Source organism: Xenorhabdus eapokensis (genome assembly GCF_001908105.1).
The window spans coordinates 17,566-40,121 of the sequence record NZ_MKGQ01000010.1; the positions used below are offsets into that span (position 1 = coordinate 17,566).

Consider the following 22,556-nt stretch of genomic DNA (forward strand, 5'->3'; position numbering starts at 1 on the left):
AACATTTTCGTGCAATAGCAACAAGATACGATAAGCTTGAACGGAATTACGCCAGTATGTTGGCTCTGGCGTTTATCATTGTCTGGTTGCCCATGTGGGTTGAATGAATTATGACCTTAAAACATCAACAGACCCTGGTGTGGCGCAAATAATTCTTCGACTGCGTCCCAATTCAGGCAAAGCTCATTGTCTGATTCGTAAACCTGATGATCCAGCCAGATTTGTGGGGTTTGCGAGATACCCCAAACCGGTTTCATCCATGATGAATGTGAAAGGAACTGCCCCTCATGGGTTCCCAACGCACTGGTGAAAACGACTGGCATAACGGCAGCATCAGGGCCACGGTGCTGCGCCAGTTCACGCATCACTCTGATCGCTGAAATATGACGGTGATCCAGATCTTGCCATAGCTGTTGTTGCAGCCGACGTGCACTTGATAACCAATTTTTCTCCGGATGCCAGGCCAGCAGTGACAGTGAAGTGAAATCACCCAGAATATGTTTAATGTCCTCATGCCCGTGTGGGCGGTCGAACAGAGTAAGATTAAGGGTTAACTCCGGTCTGGTACTGAATGCGGACAGAACGGCGGCATAAGCGGCAAGCAAGAGCGCAGAAGGCGTGATTTGCTGGGAAGCTGCCTGTTGTTTTAACTGCGCCCATTCCTGTGCAGATAACCGATCGCTATAGCGCACAAAATGCGGGGATTGAACACTTTCTGGTGCAATACGCAATGGTAATTGCGGAGCCTGTGGCAATGTTTTCACTTGCTCTTGCCAGTATTGTAATGACTTCTGGTGTACCGGCATGTGTTGCTGGCGTAACACACAATCGCGGAATGTAACATTGAGTGGCGGTAATGCGTGCTGTTCGTTGAGATATAGCTGCTCTAACTCAGCCAGCAATATCTGCATACTTAACCCGTCTAATAGCAGGTTATCCAGGCTAACAAATAGTCGGGAGACAAGGCTGTTGTCTTGTGCAAGTTGGAAATCGAACACCGGCCAGCGACTGACATCTAATACTTGGTGTGACAGACGTTCGCGTAAGGTATCTGCCTCAGTAATATCAGTAAATTGGTGTTGTTTAACGGAGAAGACTGGAACATCTTGCAATATCTGTTGTTGTCCATTAATCACAACCGTCCTCAACATAGGATGACGTTGGATCAGGCGATTTAACACTCGATTTAGGCGCTGAACATCTAACTGTTCTATCCGGTATTCAATAAAGAAATGGGCACCAATGCCACTCAATGCGAAACCAGTATGGCGTCCGACCAGATAAGCTTGCTGAACTTCGGTTAATGGGAAAGGCTGATATTCATCTTGCTCTTCCGGTATGGAATAGGCTTCTGATGAAGTTGCAGACAAAGACGTCAATGTTGAAGCAAATGCCGCCAATTGCGGGTTACGGAACAGGTGCCCCAGTTCGCCTTTGAAGCCTTGTTGTGTGAGTTCACCAATCAAACGGGTAGCTAAAAGACTGTCACCACCAAGCTGGAAGAAGTCGCTGTCACGCCCCAATTGCTCGGTATTGAGCAGGCGTTGCCAAATATCGGCAACGGTTTGTTCCACCGTATTTGACAAGGTCATTTCAGGCTGAGGTGTTGCTGTGTCTGTTTTTGTGGCGGATATTGCGGCGGACTGAAGAGATTGTGACAGCGCCTTGCGGTCAATTTTACCGTTTGGTGTCAGGGGCAAGTGAGGAATAACATGCAAGCGCTGTGGGATCATATACCCTGGCAAGTGTTGTGCCAGAGCGGATTTGATTTTTTCCCGATCAGGTATGGTGACGTTGTCACTTGTTTGCATCAACAACACATTCAGATTGCCGATGGTAACCGGTGTTTCCGCTTGCAATGGAAGAAGAGATAACCACTCTGACGCAGAACGTAGCTGAATACCTTGAGGTGAGAGCAGCTCAGTCGTAATCAGGGAGATAGAGGATGCTTGTTGCAGCTCCATTGCCAATACTAAAGCGCCCGGTTGTGCCAGTGGAAGCAATACGTTAATGCAATTTGTTGGGTCTTCCTCGCGGTGTAATACATTGTTTAGCAGGATGATATCGGCCTGATACTGTAATGATTCAGGAACTTGCTCAGACCAGCGTTTTACTGACGCATGATTGTGGCTATTTAACCGAGCTTGCATCTGGTTAAGCAGAGCCTGAGAACGCTCAAAGCCGACATAAGACAAATGTTGGTCAGTAATATGTTCTGTCAGCCATTGAGCACAGAGACCACTGCGGGCATCGAATTCCATCAAAGTCACAGGGCGTTGTAACCGCTGGGAAAGGGCAACGATAACCTGTTTCAGTCCTGCCAACCATTGTTGGGTTTCTGGTTGGACAAAGAGCTGTTGCTCCGGTGCAAATTGCGGATCATCAAGTAATGTGACGGCTGCCTGTTGTCCGGTAAGAATATTACGCAGCGTAGAATGCCAGCGTGCGGGAATACATTTTGCTTCGTTTTTGTATGTGGTGGATGGCAATACAGCCTGATAGACATGATGCGCAGGTTCAGTCAGTACATTGCTTTGGCAAAGATACGCCAGCATGCGGACAAACCAGTGATGGTATTCCGGCTGGGGTTGATAATGTTTCAGGCAATCGGTGAGCGATTGCGGTGAAGCAAATGCAATACCGTGACGAGACAGATGTTCTAGCAGGAACAGCGCAACTTGAGGTTCACTGCCATCATGAGTGCTGGTCGGCATGGCAGGAAACAGATCATGGTAGTTTGCTGGTAATTGTGGTGCACGATTGATGCGTCGGCACAACGTATCGTCTTCCAATTCAAGGAATGCCACCAGGGATTTCTCTTTTTCACCACGGGTTAAGGCAACGCCTTTACGGATACCGGTGACTTGATTGAGGGCAGCATCAATTTCCCCTAATTCAATTCGGTAGCCCCCAATTTTTACCTGACTATCACGGCGCCCCATAAATTCGAGCCAGCCTCCAGGGTGATAACAACCCAGATCACCGGTACGATACCAACGTTCCCCTTGATCAATGACAAATTGGGCTGCTGTACGCGCTTCATCATTGAAATACCCCAGCGCTACACCGACACCACCAATCCAAAGTTCACCGACAACCCAATCTGGGCAATCACGACCATCTTCACCGACTACCCGGTAACGCTGGTTCGCGAGAGGATAACCATAAGGGATAGAGCGCCACTGCGCGTCAACTTCCTTAACGATATATTCATTTGACCAGATAGCCGCTTCCGTAGCACCTCCCATTGCACTGAGTACACCATCAGGATTGAACGCACGATAACGTTCAGGCAGCGACAAACCGATCCAATCCCCGGACAGCATCACGGTACGCAGCGTTCTCGGCGCATCAACTTCCATGCCTTCGCAATAGGTCAGTAACATATCGAACAGTGCCGGTACGCTGTTCCACATCGTAACGTGATGGCGTTCGATCAGCATTTCCCAGATTGAAGGATCGCGGCGTTGTGCTTCGCCAACAAGCACCAGCGCGCCTCCTGCACTGAGGATGCCAAAAATATCATAAACGGAGAGGTCGAAATGCAGGGCAGAGAGTGCCAACAACCGGTCACTGCTTTGAACTTGATGACGGCGATTGATATCCAGACAGGTATTCAGTGCGCTCTGGTGGCTAATCACCACACCTTTTGGCGTACCGGTTGAACCAGAGGTATAGATGATATAAGCCGGATCAGTCACCGTACGTTTAGCCATGTCCGTTAAGGGCAGTAACTGCTCATCCTGATGCCAGGAAATGCAATGTATATCCTGTGACCAAGTATTCTGCTGCTTAAGATCAATGATCACGATATTGATTCCAGCACTTTCACAGATAGCCCGACGTCGGTTGAGTGGCTGATCTGCGGGAATCGGAACATAAACACCGCCAGCATAAAGCACCGCTAAGACAGCAACAATTTGTCCGATACCTTTTTCCATGCTGATGGCAACGCGATCTTCCGGTATAACCGCCATTTTTTGCAGGACAGCGGCTAATCGACGGGCTGCCAGACTGAGTTCGCCATAACTTATTTCTTCATCAGGAGTAATTAAAGCGACGGCATTTGGGGTACGTTCTGCTTGTGTAAACACGGCTTCATGTAACAAAGCATTGGGCAATGGTTCGACCGTGTTATTAATTTGATGTCGCAGATGGTATTGCGACTCAGGCATCAGGTCTGGTAACTTTTCGCACCATTGTGTCGCGTTTTCCGTCAGGTTCTTAATCAGTTTCTGATAGGTAGTGAATAGAGTATCCATCAAACCGTCAGGGAAAAGTTCATCGTTGCTGTCCCACTGAATATTCAGGGCATTTTCATGTTCAAAAGCAACAAAATCCAGCCATACCTGAGGAGTTTGTGATATGCCCCAACTGGGTTTTCCCAGAACATCACGGGTATTCTCACCATATAAAGGCCGGCCTAGATTGCTGGTAAACACAATTGGCGCGCCATGTGGGTGGTTGCCCCGTTTTCTGAGTTCACGTAGCAGTTCGACACCAGACCAATGGCGATGTTCGTAGGCTTCAGTAAATGTTGCTTGTGCATCCTGCGCCAGTTGGCAGAACGGTAAATTATCACCAGGAATATCTAACAGCAGAATATTGGTAAAATCAGCCAGAATATTGTCAATTGCGTTGTGCAGCGGCGCTCTGTCAAATAGTGTCAGGTTGAACAGCAAGCGTGCTGAATTGCTCCAGCGACACAATAAAGCGGCAAACGCTGTCGCTAATGCCATTGTTGGCGTAACGCCATTTTGCTGCGCGAGTTGCTTAAAACGTTCCCAATGTTCAGGCGATAAGCGAAAATCTCTGCGCTGGATGCGGACATTTTTTATCAGCGAAGGCTCTCTGGCCAAAGGAAGCTGGGGGGCAGGGGGCAAAGTATCTAAGCGGTTACGCCAGAATACCTCGGCTTCTTGTCGGGATTGCTTAAATTGAGCCTGATATTGTGTGAGATAACTGCAAAAATCATAGTCAGAAGCAAGAGCAGGCAGGCTGCGTTTGGCAATTAATGCCGCCAGTTCGGTAAAGAACAGGCTAAAACTGGCGGCATCCATGATCAGCAGGTCGATATTGGCATGTAGCCGATGTTGATTATCGCCAAACAGGCTAAGTTGAATATCAAACGTTTCTCCTTCTTCAACCCGTAATACGCGATGGCTTAATTGTTCACGGATGTTATTCAGCGCTTGGTGCTGTTCATCCACTGCCTGATGACGGAGATCGTGAACTGTCAATTTTTTCCAGTAAGCGTTGGGCATGCCTTGCTGACGACCATCCGGCAAAAAACGGACACGCAACATCGGATGGCGCTGGATCAGGGTATGAATAGCGGTTTCTAATCGTTCTGGATCCAGCCCAATACCATCAAACTCCTGGTACAGATGGCAACCGACTCCCCCCAACGTTTGTTCCGGTGAACGTCCAACAAAATAAGCATGTTGTACTGCCGTCAATGGGAATGGACGAGCATCTGCAATCCGTGGCTGTGGCGTTATATCTTTGGATACGGCGGGATGAGCGACAGGCATATGGCGTTGCAGAAGCTGGCTCCAGGCATGCAGCGTTGGTTTTTGGTAAAGTTCGCGCAGAGTGACACGATGTCCCTGACGTCTAAACTGGTTCAGCAATGCCATAATTTGCATTGAATCCAGCCCATAGCGAATTAAATCGTCATGATCGCCCACCAAAATATTTTTTTGATTAAACAGGCCAGCAATAAGCTGGCGCAGTGAATCAGGAGAGAGAAGGTCCGTGTGCATGAATAAATCCTATAAAATGGCAGTCCTAACAAATCAGATAATGGCGGGTTACACCTTATTTGAATGAATACTTAAGGGAATATTGGGATCTAAGTGCCAATGCGCTTCTGAGCCAAGGTGATTTTTCCAAAGGGATTGGTAAAGCGGGCAACGCTTCAGTAATTCATCATGTGTACCGCTATCGCAAAGGGTTCCATGATCCATTACCAATATTTGATCAGCACGGGTTATCGTACTTAGCCGATGAGCAATCACAAAAACGGTTTTATCCTGAGTGAGAGAATCAAATGCTTCTTGTATCAATTGCTCATTTTCGGGATCCAGCGACGCCGTTGCTTCGTCCAGGAATAAAATTGGCGACTGTTTGAGAATAGCGCGAGCAATGGCAAGCCGTTGGCGCTCCCCGCCAGACAACGTACCGCCATCCACACCTAAAGGTGTATCGTACCCTTGCGGTAGTGCCATAATCGTATCGTGAATGTTGGCGAGATGGGCTGCCTGTTCCAGCTCTGACTGGGTTGCATTCGGATCACCCAAACGGAGATTATTGGCGACGGTATCCTGAAATAGTGCGGTTTCCTGGAACACCATTGTGACGGTGTCGTACAGTGCCTGAGTCTGGTAATGATGAATAGGGTTTCCACCCAGACGGATTTCACCTTTATCCAGTTGATAGAAAGAGAGTAATAAGTAAGCCAGCGTGGATTTACCACTGCCACTTGGCCCCACAATGGCGGTCATACTGCCTTGTGGCGCAGAAAATGAAACATTTTGGATAGCGGGCTGGCGCGTACCTGGGTAGCTAAATGAGATGTTGTTAACCTCAACATCATATTTATCGGGTGCTGCTAATGATCCGGAAACCTGGGTGGCAATTGCTTCTATCTCTGCAATATGTGTTTCGCCGACTTGTGTTAATGCAGTCACATTGAGCAGGGGAATGATCCCGCGCAAAGGGGTAATAGTGGCAAACAACAGCAGAATAGTGATCAGCATCTCTGGGAGGGTAAATGCTGCCGGTACAGCAGCATTAAAGCGTAGGGCAGCGGCCAGAATGCCAACCACTACGCTGGTATCAATGATGATATAGAACAGACTCAACAACGGTATGCTTTTGAATACGCCACGGCGGAATGCAACCCGTAATTGTTCAATTTCCTGGTCAAAACGTTGTTCTACCGTTGTGGTAGCAGCCGCTGCGCGAATAAAAGCCATGCCTTGGGCATACTCTACGATTGCTTCGGATACATCAGCCATCATCGCTGCCCGACGACGCAATATTTCATTAAGCTTTTGCCGGATACCACCCAGAATGAGCAAGCCAACCATCAATACCAATAGGGCACAGCCAGCAACAACCCAATCGAACCAGAATAAAGCCAGATAGATAAGCGACAGCATCATAATCTGACAGGTGATTTGTGGAGTGGTATAGGCCGATTGGTTTTCCTGCCATTGCACATCTTCGGATAACGTCAGGGCTATTTTTCCGGCACTTAATCCGCGAATTGTTGCTATGGACATACTGACAAGCCGTTGTAGCAAAGCGCGACGGATTTCTATCCCTAAGTCATAAGCAGCAATGGTGAGTTTACGCAGTGCGCGAGACATAAAAGCGAACCGCAGCAACAATAAAATAACCAATAATGTCAGAGTAATAAGCGGCAGCATATTGTTGCCGTTTTCTTTCAGATGAGCGTCTTCCAGATGAGTGATAGCCCAAGCGGCGATAGCCAGTTGAGCAATAATTGCAATGGTATCAAGTTGCTTATATAACAACCCCGCAAACCAAACCCGCTGTAATTTTGCAGACAGATGTTGTTGGAGACGATTAAATAATCCCATGATTAATTTACTCCTGTTCCGGTATTTTCTCCCCGCCAGGCTGCCCACTGTCTGGCATACGCACCTTGCTGCGCGACCAGTTCATCATGGGTTCCTTGCTCAATGACTTGTCCTTTATCTAAAACCAGTATTTGATCAAGGTGACGGATAGTTGGCAGGCGATGGGCGATAACAATCACGGTCTTATTACGGCCTGTCTTGGTGCGGCATAGTGCATTGAGTGCTTGTTGCATCTCTTTTTCACATTCTGGATCGGCATAGGCCGTGGCTTCATCCAATACAAGAATGGGGGCGTTTTTCAGAATGGCGGCGGCAACGGCGATACGCTGCTTTTCGCCTACAGACAAGCTGATACCGTTGTTAATTACGGTGTTATAGCCTTGGGGTAACTGTTGAATAAATTGGTGGGCTTGTGCTGCGATGGCCGCTGCTTCAACTTCAGCTTGTGAAGCATCAGGGCGAGCCAAGCGGATATTATTGGCTATCGTATCGTTGAACAGAAATACTCGCTGGAATACAAAAGAGATGTTATTACGCAGAGTAGGTTCATCCATGTCGCGGATATCCACATCACCAACCGTAATTTTGCCTTGTTGAGGATCCCAAAGACGTGCGATCAGGCTGGCTATCGTGGATTTACCAGAGCCGCTGGCTCCGACCAGCGCGAGTGAACTGCCGGCAGGGACGGAAAACGAGATGTTATTTAAGACATTATTTTGCTTATTTTGATCCTGTTTATCTTGATAAGAAAAGCTGACATTATGCAAAGTCACCGTGTGTTCGATAGGAACCTGACTTTGGGTACACGGCGCTAATTCAGGCTGGTTCATTAGCCAACGATAACGAGTGACTAACGCCTCTTGCTGCTGCAAGCGTGTCATCACAGAGAACATAGATGAAGCAATATTGCCGAATGCCATCGCAGCCAGAATAAAGAAAGTAAATTCAAATAAAGTGATCTCTTGTCGGTTGAATAACCAGACCGCCAAAGGGAGGACAAACAGCAGATTAGCGCTGGATAGCACGAAAAATCGGCTGGATTTAACCTGCACTTTCTCAACCCAAACATCGATAACACGTGTCAGGGCGGTAAATGCTTCTTCCGCTCGCTGTAGGGCAATCTTGCCACCTGAATAGGTTTTTACTACAGGAATGGCGTTGATAACTTCACCCATTGTTGAAGCAATACGATTTTGGGCGGCGTAAAAACGTTGAGTCGTGGTTTGAACTTTCATCTGAATATAGATGAATAATAAACAGGCACCCAAAGTTGGGGCAAAAGCTGCCAATGCTAATCGCCAGTCAATGGCTAACATCACACTTAATGCGATCAATGGACCAAATAAGGTTGCTGACATCTCTGGAATAATGTGGGCAATACCATCCTCAAGCTGTTCGACGTCATCTAACATCATCTTCTTGATTTCGGTGCTGTCAGTCTGCATAAAGAAGCCTAAGGGAACAGATTTCAGCTTATTGCTGATATGACGACGAACATCAGCCTGAACATCGGCTGCGATCAAATGAGCAACAAACGTTGAACCACTGAAAGTCAACATAGCGGCAAAGGTAAAGCTTAATAACATGATGCCGTAATTCAGCAAGGTGTCATATTGCCCGTCATAGAGAGATTGGGTAATAAGACCCGCAATCGCGGCCGGCAGTATTTGCAAGCCGGCAGAAACAATAGCAAGTGCAATGGCAACGTAACTCAGCGTGCGGTATGGACGCATCATATTCCACAGTGTCTTAAGGACACCGGCGTCAGCAGCACGTTGTTCGGGAGAATTCTGAACAGAAGGATCATGACTGGGCATAGGTGTTTTCCTTTTGGGAATTGTGGTGCATACGTAATGTCCAGAACAAGCCAGCGAGGGTGAAGAGTGATGCAAGAGCGAAAAGGGATGCGTAGCTTGCTTGGGTTACAATCAATCCACCCAGCATTGAACAGATGATCGCAATGCTCATATCTGCGGATTGCATTAACGCAAAATCCACACCAGATTGTATGCCAGCCGCCAAAGACATCATTTGGGTATACAGGGCAACAAATTTGGCTGCGGTGATTAACGTAATAAAGACGTATGCCGCTGAAAGCAGGGATAATGGCGTTTCCGGTTGTCGGGCAAGCCAGAAAATACTCACTAATACCAGACATTCAAGCAGCATTATCCCTAATAATGTCTGGACGGCACCTAACTTACGTACAACGATGCCGCCAAACAGAACGCCAGATAATCCGGCCAAGGCACCACCACTGGCGGCAATAATGCCTAATTGGGTTAAGTCTACGCCGCGATCGACTAAAAATGGGGAGAGCATACCGAGTGACAGACGTGTGCCAATCATACATAGCAGTATTAAAATCAGTGCCTGTTTAACCGGAGTACGGCGTAATGCACTCTTTAGGGAGGGTCTTGGAGAAGGTGTACCCGATGTTTTTGACGCATTCGATTGTTCCTGTGTTTTCTGAATGAACAAAATAGGCAGCGACATGAATAGGATCACTATAACTAACATGCCGGCACCAATGTGCCAGCCATACAGTGAAATAAGATATAAAAACAGGCCGCTGCCAATAATGGCTCCCAGATAACTGCCTCCAACTTGCATGACATTGCTCCAGGGGCGATGCTGTGGTGATAACCGATCGATAGCATGGCCGTCTGTGGTGGTATCTACCACGGTCAGACAAAGCGTAATAAGAAACAGAGCCGCTATGATAAGCGGCATATGTTCGGCAGGTTTTGCTAAGGAAATTAAACCAAAAAGCAGCGCAATTAACAGATTGCCGCAGAGCATGATGCGGCGGGGGGTAGTATCCCCCGAACCTGATTTGCGATAGCGTTCTACAACGGGAGCCCAGAGAAATTTTAATGCCCAGGGTAACATTAATAGATAGAGTAAACCTATCTTATCTGGAGTAACGCCGTGGTTGCGTAGAAATGCCGGCATGCTTTGTAACGTTAACATACCAATGGTACTTTGGATGGTGTAAACACCCGCCAAAGTCAAAAGTAGCAACGAGATGTGACGGCGATGTGAGGTATTATTGTGCATCACAGTATTGTGCGTCATAGTGCAACGCTCACATCCAGCCCAACATTCAGGCCCTTACTTATCATGCTGTACGTATTTCCCATCTGGAAACTAGAAACACGGTACTGTTTGTTACCTAAATTTTCGCCATAAAGTTTGACATTGATGCCATGATCCATTTCTAAACTGAATGATGCGTCATAAAGCGTATAACCCCCTTGTTCAAGGGTATTCGCTTCATCAAAGTAGCTTTTTGAATAGTAGCGAGTACCGGCATTGAAATAGAGGTTACCGGGTAACAATGTTTGATCAATCAGATAGTCGAAACTTGCATTAAGCATGACATCGGGTGCATAAGGCAGGCGTTTGCCTTTATAATTTACGCCACTTGTTGTATCAGTGAAATTTGACTTACCTACGCTACCACCAAGAGAAAGTCTAAGCCCTTGCATTGGTTTAATCTGGCTGCTCAGCTCGATACCTTTACTTTCTGCTTTTCCGGCGTTACGAATAAATTGCCCACCCATAGGTCCGACATAGATCTGTTTATCTTTGGAACGAATGTAATAAACTGCGCTGTTTAATGTCATTGCGTCATCAAAGAATGCGGTATGCCAACCAAACTCATAATTGTCTGAGGTTTCGGTATCGTAAGGTTTTTTATCATTGGCGGAGGAAACAATGTTATTGAATCCGCCCGGTTTGTATCCTTTGGTGGCAGAGAGATAGAAACGGGTATCCGGCGTCAATTGCCAGCCCAGAGCTGCCTTAGGTATAAACTCATTGTTGGAAACCTGGTTATCAAAAGCGTCAATCTTCATGATGTCAGATCCTGAATAATTGATCTGAGATTTTTCATGTGACAGACGACCGCCAAGGGTAAGATCCCATTGAGACGCAATGGGTAATTTAACCTCGCCGAACAGGGCTAGCGATTTTCCTTTGATTTTGTTATGTGCATCATTATAGCTAGTATAATGTCTGCTAGTTTCATCTGAGAACCAGCCACCGAGAACACTGCTAATCCCATTTGAGTAGCTGGAATTTAAACGTAACTCTTGGGTTGTGGCGTGGTGTTTTTCTTTCCATTTACCCCCGATAAAATCACGGGAAATAGCGCGATCCTGATAGGCGGTGACACTGGTTAATATGTGATTGCCAAAATCATATTCCGCTTTGAGTGCATAGCTGTTGACGCGTCGTGTTAAATCCGGAATAGGGCCATCATATTCTTTCCGGCGGAACTGTTCATCGGTTAAATACAGCTCTTCATGTGAATTGAGATCTTCATGAGCAAAGCTAAGTTCAGCGCTGAAAGGGGAGTTTTCTGGTGCAAACACCAGTTTTCCTTTACCGAGCCAGGTTTTGCTGGAGTCAATATTTTGATCACCACGATTTGGCGCATCAATTTGCCCAGGCTCTTTTACCCAGCGCAGGCTCATGCTGCCATAAAGCATGTCTTCAATAAGCGGCATTGATCCACTGAAGGAACCCCCTTGTTTCAACTTAGAATAATTGCCAGAAAGGTTAAGCCAAGGGCCTTCTTTTGGCGAACGGGTAATAATATTGATAACACCCGCTTGGGCGTTCCCGCCATATAAAGTGCCTTGGGGACCGCGTAATAATTCTACGCGTTCTACATTGATTAACTCTTGTGTTAAAAACTGGTGATCCTGAGGAACACCATCAACATAAATGCGAATGGAAGGTGAATAGTAATCGGGTGAACTGATCCCCCGAATGGTGGTTGCCGAGTAGGTTCGGTTACCGCGGGAGCGGATTTGTAAACCAGGGAAAGCACGCTCAAGATCCTGTACCTGAGTGATACCCGCTTGCTCAAGTTCCTCGCCAGTTTTAACTAAAATGCTGCCATTAACTTTATTTAATGCTTCTGCCCGTTTGTTAGCTGTCACAATCAAAACATCTTCTGTGGTTTCAGGTGAATGCTCCGCCCAAGCCACAACAGGTGAAATCAGACAACATAAGACAGACGCTTTAGCATATTTTTTTTTCATAAGTGCTCTTTATGCCTTTTCAAATCATGTTTTAAAAAGATCAAATGTGGTAAACCAAGCAAGCGTGGTAAACCCGAAAACATATTTGGTGAAATTAACTGGAATAAAAAAGAAGAGCTAACGGGATAGGGACAAAAGTAGCGCGATACGTACTATTGATAATGATTATCATTAATGATAAATTGCGTGATATTCACATTTGTATATAAATATATAAAATAAAAGAATAATATCTTAGGTGCGCACAACATGCTGTTTTTATTGTGGAAAGCGTTTTTTTGAAATGGTTGGTGTCTGATGCTAATTTTACAGGGGATTTCATGAAGACGATCTATAGCGAGACATTGGGGATTTTCGCTGCAAGCCATTGCAATAACATGCATTCATCAGTAGAGGAAAAGAATATAACGCCTTCATTGCTAACAGAGGAGCTATCTGATGGAATTCACATCAACCGTATCCATCTTGAGTTAAGTCAAGATGTTACCGAATATTGTGAAGGGCCACCAACAGTGTCAATAGCCTTTGTTCTCAGCGGGAAGGGGAAAATGGCAATTGAAAATGGCGAGATTTTAGATATTAATCCGGGGACGATGGTATTTTTCTATTCGCCTACGATAACGCGGGGTATGAATTTCTTTGGTTGCGGAACCTGGCGTATTCTCGATATCCGTTTTTCTTTGAACGAAATTGAAGCTCAGGAGTTGCCATCTTTTACCAGGTTAACGGCTGGTTTTGAAAAAAATGCGAGTTATAGTGATGCCTTGATGATGGCTTGCCCTATCTATCCACCTTTTATGCAGATAGTAAATCAAATAGAAGAATGTCAATTACATGGTAGTGTCAGAAAGGTCTATTTAAAGGCCAAGGCGTTAGAAATACTCGCTTGTGTGACCGCTCAAATTTATGATTGCCAATATAATGTTATTAGCGGATTGCAACGTCGTGCTGTTTACAATGCGATAAAAATAATTAATAACGATTATCATTACCCCTGGACAATAAAATCGTTATCAAGAGCAGTGGGGTTGAATGAGCGGAAATTAAAAGAAGGATTCCGTGCGGTTGTTTTCCGTACTTTCCATCAATATCTGGAAAATGTGCGTATGACCACAGCGGAAGACTTATTGAAGAAAGGGATGAGTGTTATTGAGGTTGCTACCGCAGTGGGTTATTCCAGCCCAAGCCATTTTTCGAAACGTTTCCGGCAACACTATTTAATCAACCCTAAAGCATGGCAGGCAAAATATGCCGTGAATCACATATTACTGAAAGAAAATATCACCGCAGAAAGTCAGTAGAAATTTCGTATGTGGCATAACGATTTCATTGAGGTACAGTAAAATGTTTCAAACTCACGCAGAGCAATGGGCTTATTAATCCAGTGTTTAAATATCTATATTTTTATCATGCCGCATAACGAATTTTAGGATGGTGGAAAAAATGGGTAACATGCGCCTTTCTTCTCTGGCGCTTCCTAAAACACCACAATCCGGATCTGATGCTTTTTCTAACCAACTCATCACTGTTTCGGCATGATGCACCCGTAAGTTATCTGGAAATTTGATAACAACGCTCATCCTTAATCACAAACAAGGGATTTTATATCAAATACATATAATGTAAGTACCGGAATTGGCATTAATATCGGATTTTTCTCCCGTTTTTCCGGCTTTAAACAGTAAAGAAAAACTGATAACTTGTTTGGTCAAAAGTTAAAAACAAGGAAAGAGAAATGGCAAGTTATTTGATTCGTGTAGAGCTTTATGGCACGGGTATTGAGGGTTATGAAAAATTACATAAAAGGATGACGGCGAATCAATTCAGCCAATCTATCCGTTTTCCTAATGGAAAATGGCATCGCTTGCCTGGTGGAACTTATATTGGTAATTCGACGATGGAGTCCATGCAGTTGGCGGAAAAAATCAAATCTATGGCTACGCCATTTTCAAACAAAGATCCTTCGATATTTGTTTGTACTTACAGTAACTGGAGTGCATCGTTATATCCCGAAAAACCACATACTGAATCCGGTTCAGGTGAATAATTTATTAAGAAATCTCGCGTTGTGATTTTTTATAAGTTAACTCTCTTATTCTGGTCAGTTTTATTACCTAAGCATTGTCTTATTACTATAACAATCTGTCTAATTTAATACCCATTGTAATAAATATTAGAATGGAACTTATGCTGCATACCAAATATATATTAAATGCTGTTTATATTTTTTTATGTCAGGACAGTCAGAGCCACTACCGTGCAGCTATGGATGTTTGTTTGGTAATGAAGGAAAGTAAAATGAAGAACAGATTGATGAGCTATGTAACGTTTGTAGGGGTTTGGGTTACCGTAACCTTGACGATTGGTATTATATTATCATAAGAACATAAGAGAAATTAACTATAAACCTCGCCTTGGCCTGTCTCTTGATCATATTTCATAGGTCAAAAGACCTGGACAGTAAATAACCTTCAAGGATGGTTTGTAATTCCTAAGTAGTGTTATTTGTTTGATAAATTATCTTCAACATAAAAGATTTTAGAAAAAGTTTGATGTTGTCATAATGTTGAAAAGATCCCAGCTAAAGTGCTGGGATCTCCTTAACAAGACCCCTTTGGATCAATTGTTTACTCTTAAAATCTACCCTGAGTCCGAAAAAACTGACTCACAAGTACCAATATACTCACCAACAGATAAGCGGCAAAAATACCAATCAGCCATTGCGGCATATCCAGGGTTAAAAATTCCCACTGTTTCATTGAACAATCTCCAAGCGCTTGAAATACCGAAGGTAACCAATCATTCAATGGTAACCAAGCAGGAAATTGAACAAAAAATTCACAAGTATTAAATGGAGAAGGGTATAACTGCATCATGGTGTGATCCCATGCCAGTTGTAATCCTTGCCATGCGCTATAAATCCACAGCAATATAGCTAACCAGCGCAAAGGCGTTTTAGGTGCGATTGCACCAAGCAGCGCCGCCCCTAAAATACCAAGCAACGCAACACGCTCATAAATGCACATTACGCAGGGCTGTAACTGCATCACATGTTGAAAATAGAGTGCTACGGCTTCCAGGATAAGAGCGGTTAACGCCATCAATAACCATGCACCTCGCCCTTGGGAACTCTGTTTTAAAAATTGAAACATTTTCTTTTCTTCCCACCTTTTCAATATAAATAATTAGGCTATTGTGCCGTTTCATCAGCCATAAAAAAATAAAATTAAAATCAACTGAGCCAGTTTTTCAGGCAAGTGATTAACAAAAAAACCGGAGAGTGTGCAAAATCACACTTTCCGGCAGGATATAACGATAAATTCGGTCTCCAATTATAGTGGAGTGATCAAACCAAGTTTGAGGAGATATTCAGTGGCAGGCACTAACCAGAATTCAACACACAACAGACCTACTAGCGTCATCACAATGGTATAAGGCAAGGCCATTATTACCATGCGACCATAAGAGAGACGGATTAACGGAGACAAGGCCGAAGTCAGCAGGAACAGAAAAGCGGCTTGACCATTGGGAGTTGCTACGGATGGTAAGTTAGTTCCGGTATTGATGGCAACGGCCAGATACTCATATTGTTGTTGTGAAATCAGGCCGCTCTTCAGGGCGATCAGTGCTTCATTAATGTAAACTGTGCCGACGAAAACGTTATCAGAAACCGTGGAGAGTAATCCGTTAAACAAATAGAATAAGGAAAGCTGTGAAGCCGGTGAAGACTGCAAAACAAATTGAATAAATGGCGTAAACAGTTGTTGGTCAACAATAACGGCAACCACAGAGAAGAATACGGTTAACAGGGCAGTAAATGGTAAGGCTTCCTCAAAGGCTTTACCTAACGCGTGTTCTTCGGTAATACCACAGAATGCAGTCGTTAAGATAATGACGGATAGGCCAATCAAACCGACTTCTGCCAAATGAAAAGCCAATGCTACAATCAGCCAGATGCCGATCAATGCCTGAACAACAAGCTGGGCTTTTTCTTGGCGGGTGCGCTTTTCACTGTTTTTTTGGTCATAATCTTCCAGGACAGAGCGGACACGCTCTGGCAGCTCTGCTCCGTAACCGAACAATTTAAAATGTTCAACCAGTAAGCAGATCAACAAACCACAAATAAACACAGGAATGGTGACTGGCGACATACGAATAAAGAATGTGGCAAAATCCCAACCAACATGTTTGGCAATAATCAGGTTTTGGGGTTCACCGACCATAGTCATCACACCGCCCAGTGCCGTACCAATTCCTGCATGCATCACCAGACTGCGCAGAAATGCCCGGAACTGTTCCAACGTCTGTCTTTTATCCTCATTGTCAATGTATTTATCATCACTGAGTTCTGAATTGCCACTATGGGAAAGGAATTGGTGATAGATGGCGTAAAACCCGATTGAAACACTGATGACAACGGCAATGACGGTCAGGGCATCAAGGAAAGCGGATAAGAAAGCACTCGCCAGACAGAATGCCAGTGCCAGCATTTTCTTGGAGCGGATACTTAACAGCAACTTTGTGAAAACAAACAGTAGCAATTGTTTCATGAAATAAATGCCCGCAACCATGAAAATCAGCAATAAAATGACTTCCAGATTGTTGGCTATCTCATGACCTATTTGTTTTGGTGAAGTCATCCCAATGATGATGGCTTCAATGGTGAGTAATCCTCCTGGTTGCAGGGGATAACATTTTAATGCCATTGCCAGCGTGAAGATAAACTCAGCAACGAGCATCCAGCCAGCAACAAAGGGGCTGATAAAGAAATAGACCAGTGGGTTGATAACCAGAAAAACAATGATAACTAGTTTGTACCAATCCGGCGAATTGCCGAGAAAGTTTTTCACCACTGCACGTTGGATACTGATTTCCATTATTATTAACATTCCTCTTTTGTGGATACGTGGAAAAATCTAAGTGGCTATAAATCAAACGACCACGATAGAAACATATCGAATCGGTATAGTATGCCCAATGCGATAGCAATTTAAGGGCATTTCCACATAATTAATCCATGAATGATTGCATTTTTTATGAACCCTTTCACTCTTTCACTGTTTCTTTACCAGGTAACTATGTCGATCAAGCACATTCTGGTATGATCAACCGCTATTATTAGCCAAGAAAACTGCTTTGGAATAATTAAAATTATGGTAATTAAGGCTCAAAGTCCTGCGAGTTTCGCGGAAGAGTATATCATTGAAAGTATTTGGAATAATCGCTTCCCACCCGGTTCCATACTGCCAGCAGAACGTGAATTATCTGAATTGATCGGTGTCACCCGCACAACCTTGCGTGAAGTGTTGCAGCGCCTTGCCCGTGATGGTTGGTTGACTATTCAGCATGGAAAACCAACTAAGGTTAATAATTTTTGGGAAACATCCGGTCTTAATATTCTGGAAACTTTGGCGCGTCTTGATCATGACCGTGTTCCCCAGTTGATTGATAACTTATTGGCAGTGAGAACCAATATTGCCGCCATTTTTATCCGTACTGCATTTAGGAACAATCCTGAAAAATCATTGGAAGTTTTGGCGGAAAAAGAAAGCGTGGAAGATACCGCTGAAGCTTTCAGCTCTGTGGATTATGATATTTTTCGTGGTCTGGCTTTTGCATCAGGAAACCCAATTTATGGTTTGATTATTAATGGACTGAAAGGGTTGTATACCCGTGTTGGTCGTTATTATTTTTCCAGTCCTGAAGCACGTAATTTGGCGTTGAATTTCTACCAGCAATTAAGTTCACTATGTCGGGAAAAAGCCTACGACAAGATCATGGATTGTGTGCGTAATTATGGTAAAGAGAGTGGTGTTATCTGGCATAGTATGCAGAGTATTATGATCAATGAATTGACGGAAAGATCAACGCATTAATAGAAGCACATCTTAAGTTGGTTAAATTCTTCGTTTTTTGTTTGCCTCTCTATTGGTTACATTTATTTACCCCAGTGATGTAGTTATATCATAGGTCATATAATGCGCAATTGTATGATGCCGAATGACCTATGTTTCTGGGGCATTTCTCTGGTCATCACTTAACACATGTACGCTATTTAAAAACACGCCCAACTGTGTAGTGCAATTTTTTAACTTATTATTCTACTTAATCAATAATGAGATTATATAAAATTCTTAAAATTTACATTTGTATAGCATTTTTTAAAAATTACCATTGTGAATGTAGTGTTTCTTTTTTGCCATAAAAATCACTTTAATAAGTAGAAATTAGAGAAGAAAACAGTATTTTTATCTTAATTAACCATTTGATTTAAATTCATTTATTTTTAATCTCTATGTTTTTTGAAGGCGTGGTTTTTTCTATTTTGTAATGAAAATGTGACTTGAATCCTAAAAGTTAATTAATTGTTTTATAGTCTATTATTCTGTATTGGCTTTTTGTATTTAGCATATTATGCTTGCAAATATCACTTGCCAGTAGGGGGTAAAATGAAGGTACTTATTTTGGGCAGCGGTGTTATTGGCGTAACCAGCGCATGGTATCTTGCACAAGCAGGCCATGAAGTTACCGTAATTGATCGCCAGAATAGTGTTGCGGAAGAAACTAGTGCCGCTAATGCCGGTCAAATCTCACCAGGGTATGCAACCCCTTGGGGAGCCCCAGGGATCCCACTAAAAGCAATAAAGTGGATGTTTCAACGTCACGCACCTTTAGCTATTCGCCCTGATGGCTCTTTGTTTCAGTTACGCTGGATGTGGCAGATGCTGCGTAATTGTGATGCCAGTCATTACGCGATGAATAAAAGCAGAATGGTGCGTTTGGCAGAATATAGTCGGGACTGTATTAAACAATTAAGAGCCGATACGGGTATCCAATATGAAGGGCGTCAGGGGGGAACCCTGCAATTGTTCAGAACCACCAAGCAATTTGATAATGCTGCTAATGATATCGAAGTGTTAGAACAAGAAGGGGTATCTTATCGGTTATTGACTGCTGAGCAATTGGCCGCTGTAGAGCCAGCGCTTGCTAATATTTCTCATAAACTGACAGGCGGATTGCAATTACCGAATGATGAAACAGGTGATTGTCAGCTTTTTACCAAAGCTCTGGCTAAAATGGCAGAAGAGATTGGTGTGCAGTTTGTATTCAATAAGCATGTCAAACGGATCTTGGTGGATGGTAATAGAGTCACGGGTATTCAATGTGATGATGGCATCATGACGGCGGATCACTATGTGGTAGCGATGGGGTCTTATTCCACTGAAATCTTAAAAGAACGGGTTAAAATTCCGGTTTATCCAATGAAAGGCTATTCATTGACGATGCCGATTGTGGATGAATCAAAAGCACCTGTCTCAACGGTGCTGGATGAAACCTATAAGATTGCTATTACGCGTTTTGATAATCGTATTCGCGTTGGTGGAATGGCGGAAGTAGTCGGATTTAATTTGAATGTGCTTCAGAATCGTTGTGAAACGTTAAAAATGGTTGTACAGGATCTATATCACAATGGTGGCAATATCGCGGAGGCTTCATTCTGGACAGGTTTGCGTCCTATGACTCCGGATGGTACTCCTATCGTGGGGGCAACCAAATATACCAATCTTTATTTGAATACTGGACATGGAACACTAGGTTGGACGATGGCCTGTGGTTCAGGGAAATTATTGGCTGATTTAATTTCTGGTAAAGAGCCTGATATTGCGGCAGATGATCTCTCTGTATTTAGATACATCGATGGTTTTAATCTAAAAGTGTTTCCAATAAAGCCTCATTTACATACGGCATAAACAATAAACAATAAACAAATAAGAAGGAGTCGTCATGCCACGTCCTATTTTGGCAACGATCCATCTCGATGCATTTCGCCATAATCTGTCGGTTATTCGTCAAGTAGTGGGTAACAGTAAAATTTGGTCGGTAGTAAAAGCGAATGCGTATGGGCATGGATTGGACAGAATATGGCAATCACTCATGCAGACAGATGGATTTGCCCTGCTTGACATGAATGAAGCTATTTATTTAAGGGAGCAGGGATGGCAAGGGCCAATCTTGCTATTGGAAGGTTTTTTCAAGCCTGTGGATTTACAGATTATCAATAAATATCGTCTGACAACCGTTGTACATAGTTATTGGCAGCTTGATGAGATAGAAAAAACCAAATTAGATACTCCCATTGATATTTATTTGAAACTTAATAGTGGTATGAATCGATTGGGATTCACCCCAAAAGAGTATCCACAGATAGTTTCAATAGTGAGCAGAGTTAAAAATATTAAGTCAGTAACTTTGATGACCCATTTTGCTAATTCGGATAATGAAATTGGTATTGATGAACAATTCGCGGTGGTTGAACGTTTACAAATGAATTCACTTTCTCAGTGCCTGGCGAATTCTGGTGCCGTGTTGTGGCATCCGAAAACACATAAAGATTGGGTACGGCCTGGTATTATTCTTTATGGCGCGTCTCCGAGTGGGAAGTGGCAGGATATTGCGGATATTGGGTTGAAACCCGCCATGACGCTACAAAGTGAAATTATTGCAGTACATGAACTTCCCAAGGGGGCAAAAATTGGCTATAGCAGCCGCTATACAACCCAGAAACCCATGCGTGTCGGTACAGTTGCTTGTGGTTATGCGGATGGATATCCGCGGCATGCTCCAACGGGGACTCCTGTTATGGTCGATGGTGTTCGCACCCAGTTATTGGGTTCTATATCCATGGACATGATGACCGTTGATTTGACTCCGTGCCCTCAGGCAAATATAGGCAGTATTGCCGAATTGTGGGGAGAAAATCTACCCGTAGATGAAGTCGCAAAATCGGCAGGAACCATTGGTTACGAGCTTTTGTGTGCTTTAGCGAAGCGTGTTCCTGTCATGGTGGTTTAATCCTTTCTATCGTTAAGAATTCAGGCATTTCTCTCCTTGGTTTTGGAATAAATGCCTGTTCTATGTTCCACTTGGTTAATTGTTCTCTGAGAACTTACGACAACGGATAGTAATAGAAAGTCTGTCAGGGTTGCCATTCTTAGGCCGCAATGGATTATTGATACGTGCAGTTTCGATACAAGCCATATTCTTATAACCTTCTTTACTCATATCTTTCATACTACTGGAAAGTGCCGCACCAGGGTTCCAACATACTACATCGCTATGATGATAATGATGTATTTCAATTGTTCGTTTCCATAGTGGATCTCTGAGCAGGCTAAAATCGTCTGGCTCTGTATAAATGCGGTCAGTTCTCCCGTGGAAGACCAAATCTTCATCAATAGACTGTTCGCTATCGGTGAGGGTATCAATAAAATGAGAACCTAGCCCACTAACCCGAATTTGATTGATGTCACTAACATTGAAGTAAGAGTGAAGGGCGCAAGTGGCTTGATATTCACCGTGGGATTCTAACTCTATTTCGCAAGTTTCCCCTAATTTAAAGCGGGCAATCAGTGTGAATTCATGTGGCCATAACTTACGGGTATATGCGTTATCCTGTAATGTGAATGTCAAAATAACGCCATTTTCATTCTCATCATGAGCTTTGAGTTCCCAGGGGAGTATCCGTGCAAATCCATGGCTGGGAGTTGCAAACGAACCAAACCAAGGCCAACAGATGGGAATACCACCACGAATAGCAGTGCCTGCACTGAAAAGAGTGTTATCACTTACCCATAATACGGGTTTTTCGTTATTGGGTTGCCAGGTAATCAGGTGTGCGCCTTGAATACTGATCACTCCGCAAGCTTTAGGATGGGAAACAACAATTAACGGAAAACCATCAATGTTTCGCTGGCTGATATAAGGGGAGAGCTGTTCTACAATCGGTAATGAAAAAATTTTATCAAGCATCTGTCATGACCTTATGTAAACTCAAATTAGTCGCTGAACCAAGGGACAAGAATATCTCAATATTTTAGTTATATAAATATAA

The 22,556-nt window shown here is 43.9% G+C and carries 14 protein-coding genes and 1 pseudogene; 6 read left to right on the forward strand and 9 right to left on the reverse strand.

What is annotated here, in order from left to right; all coding sequences use genetic code 11:
- Positions 1-107 (forward strand): annotated as a pseudogene (locus Xedl_RS25685) (IS5/IS1182 family transposase); the annotation flags it as partial.
- A 9-nt stretch (positions 108-116) separates the two neighbouring features.
- On the opposite strand, the gene Xedl_RS08980 reads toward Xedl_RS25685, so the two are convergent.
- The 5 genes from Xedl_RS08980 to Xedl_RS09000 are packed head-to-tail and all read right to left on the reverse strand — an operon-like array spanning position 117 to position 12,664.
- Positions 117-5,765, reverse strand: a complete 5,649-nt coding sequence (locus Xedl_RS08980) for a non-ribosomal peptide synthetase (protein WP_244149687.1) — start codon at positions 5,763-5,765, stop codon at positions 117-119.
- A gap of 48 nt (positions 5,766-5,813) precedes the next feature.
- Positions 5,814-7,610 carry an ABC transporter ATP-binding protein gene (locus Xedl_RS08985; protein ID WP_074023478.1) on the reverse strand — a complete coding sequence of 599 codons (1,797 nt, stop codon included), beginning with the start codon at positions 7,608-7,610 and terminating at the stop codon, positions 5,814-5,816.
- 2 nt (positions 7,611-7,612) lie between these two features.
- Positions 7,613-9,427 (reverse strand): ABC transporter ATP-binding protein, encoded by a 1,815-nt coding sequence (locus Xedl_RS08990; RefSeq protein ID WP_074023479.1) that lies wholly within the window; start codon positions 9,425-9,427, stop codon positions 7,613-7,615.
- A complete protein-coding gene (locus Xedl_RS08995) occupies positions 9,414-10,688 on the reverse strand; it encodes an MFS transporter (RefSeq protein WP_244149688.1) in 1,275 nt (424 codons plus the stop codon). Before Xedl_RS08995 ends, Xedl_RS08990 begins: the two co-directional genes overlap by 14 nt.
- Positions 10,685-12,664 carry a TonB-dependent receptor gene (locus Xedl_RS09000; RefSeq protein WP_083600301.1) on the reverse strand — a complete coding sequence of 660 codons (1,980 nt, stop codon included), beginning with the start codon at positions 12,662-12,664 and terminating at the stop codon, positions 10,685-10,687. The genes Xedl_RS08995 and Xedl_RS09000 overlap by 4 nt, the downstream gene beginning before the upstream one ends.
- 320 nt (positions 12,665-12,984) lie before the next feature.
- On the opposite strand from Xedl_RS09000, the gene Xedl_RS09005 reads away from it, so the two are divergent.
- Entirely contained in the window at positions 12,985-13,965 is a 981-nt protein-coding gene (locus tag Xedl_RS09005; protein WP_074023480.1) for a helix-turn-helix domain-containing protein, read from the forward strand.
- Between the two features lie 87 nt (positions 13,966-14,052).
- Here Xedl_RS09005 and Xedl_RS09010 read toward each other — a convergent pair whose 3' ends face one another.
- Positions 14,053-14,244: a hypothetical protein gene (locus Xedl_RS09010; RefSeq protein ID WP_074023481.1), complete on the reverse strand. Its 192-nt coding sequence runs from the start codon at positions 14,242-14,244 to the stop codon at positions 14,053-14,055.
- 155 nt (positions 14,245-14,399) lie between these two features.
- Between Xedl_RS09010 and Xedl_RS09015 the strand changes: the two genes are divergently transcribed.
- On the forward strand, positions 14,400-14,711 hold the full coding sequence (locus tag Xedl_RS09015; RefSeq protein ID WP_074023482.1) for a type V toxin-antitoxin system endoribonuclease antitoxin GhoS: 312 nt from the start codon (positions 14,400-14,402) through the stop codon (positions 14,709-14,711).
- Positions 14,712-15,297: 586 nt separating this feature from the next.
- On the opposite strand, the gene dsbB is transcribed toward Xedl_RS09015, so the two are convergent.
- On the reverse strand, positions 15,298-15,816 hold the full coding sequence (gene dsbB, locus Xedl_RS09020; RefSeq protein ID WP_074023483.1) for a disulfide bond formation protein DsbB: 519 nt from the start codon (positions 15,814-15,816) through the stop codon (positions 15,298-15,300).
- 180 nt (positions 15,817-15,996) lie between these two features.
- Positions 15,997-17,541 (reverse strand): sodium/proton antiporter NhaB, encoded by a 1,545-nt coding sequence (gene nhaB, locus Xedl_RS09025; RefSeq protein ID WP_074023484.1) that lies wholly within the window; start codon positions 17,539-17,541, stop codon positions 15,997-15,999.
- A 276-nt stretch (positions 17,542-17,817) separates the two neighbouring features.
- Here nhaB and fadR point away from each other — a divergent pair, with 276 nt between their 5' ends.
- The 3 genes from fadR (at position 17,818) to dadX (ending at position 21,517) form a co-directional block, all read left to right on the forward strand.
- Complete coding sequence (gene fadR, locus Xedl_RS09030; protein WP_074023485.1) at positions 17,818-18,540, forward strand: fatty acid metabolism transcriptional regulator FadR; 723 nt, start codon at positions 17,818-17,820, stop codon at positions 18,538-18,540.
- Positions 18,541-19,113: 573 nt separating this feature from the next.
- The gene (locus tag Xedl_RS09035; protein ID WP_074023486.1) at positions 19,114-20,415 is read left to right on the forward strand and encodes a D-amino acid dehydrogenase; all 1,302 of its coding nucleotides are present in this window, start codon (positions 19,114-19,116) and stop codon (positions 20,413-20,415) included.
- A 34-nt stretch (positions 20,416-20,449) separates the two neighbouring features.
- Entirely contained in the window at positions 20,450-21,517 is a 1,068-nt protein-coding gene (gene dadX / locus Xedl_RS09040) for a catabolic alanine racemase DadX (RefSeq protein ID WP_074023487.1), read from the forward strand.
- Between the two features lie 75 nt (positions 21,518-21,592).
- Here the strand turns inward: dadX and Xedl_RS09045 are convergent, their stop codons facing one another.
- Positions 21,593-22,474, reverse strand: a complete 882-nt coding sequence (locus tag Xedl_RS09045) for a D-hexose-6-phosphate mutarotase (protein ID WP_074023488.1) — start codon at positions 22,472-22,474, stop codon at positions 21,593-21,595.
- Positions 22,475-22,556 lie beyond the last annotated feature (82 nt).